Genomic DNA, 495 nt, shown 5'->3' on the forward strand with positions numbered 1-495 from the left:
GCGGTGGGGAAGGGAGCGGTGGCGGTGATGCTGACGGTCGCGTCGCCGTTGTTCGCGACGTACGCCGCGGTCCCGTCCGGAGTGATCGCGATGCCGAAGGGTCCGGTGCCGACGGCGATCGAACCGATCACCGTCTGACCGGCCGTGTCGATCACACTGACCGTGTTGTCGCCGTTGTCGGTCACATACACATGGGATCCGTCGGGCGCGACGGCGACTCCCACAGGCGCGGTGCCGACGGTGATGGTGTTGGTGACCGTCTGGGTGGCCGTGTCGATCACGCTCACCGTGCCGTCACCGTTGTTCGCCACGTACACCTGGGAGCCGTTCGGAGTGACCGCGATGCCCAGCGGGAAACCGCCGACGGGGATGGTGGTGGTGACGGTCTGGGTGGCGGTGTTGATCACGCTGACCGTGCCGTCGCCGGAGTTCGTGACGTAGACGGTCGAGCCGTCGGGAGTGATCGCCACACCGAAGGGTGTGCCGCCGACGGGG

At 67.9% G+C, this 495-nt stretch carries 1 protein-coding gene; it reads right to left on the reverse strand.

Annotated elements, in window-relative coordinates; all coding sequences use genetic code 11:
- Nucleotides 1–470: YncE family protein (locus QSK45_RS38100; RefSeq protein ID WP_285563538.1), on the reverse strand; the 470-nt coding region annotated here is incomplete at its 3' end.
- Nucleotides 471–495 lie beyond the last annotated feature (25 nt).

It is taken from the genome of Streptomyces hygroscopicus subsp. hygroscopicus (assembly GCF_030269125.1).
Lineage (GTDB): Bacteria > Actinomycetota > Actinomycetes > Streptomycetales > Streptomycetaceae > Streptomyces > Streptomyces hygroscopicus_C.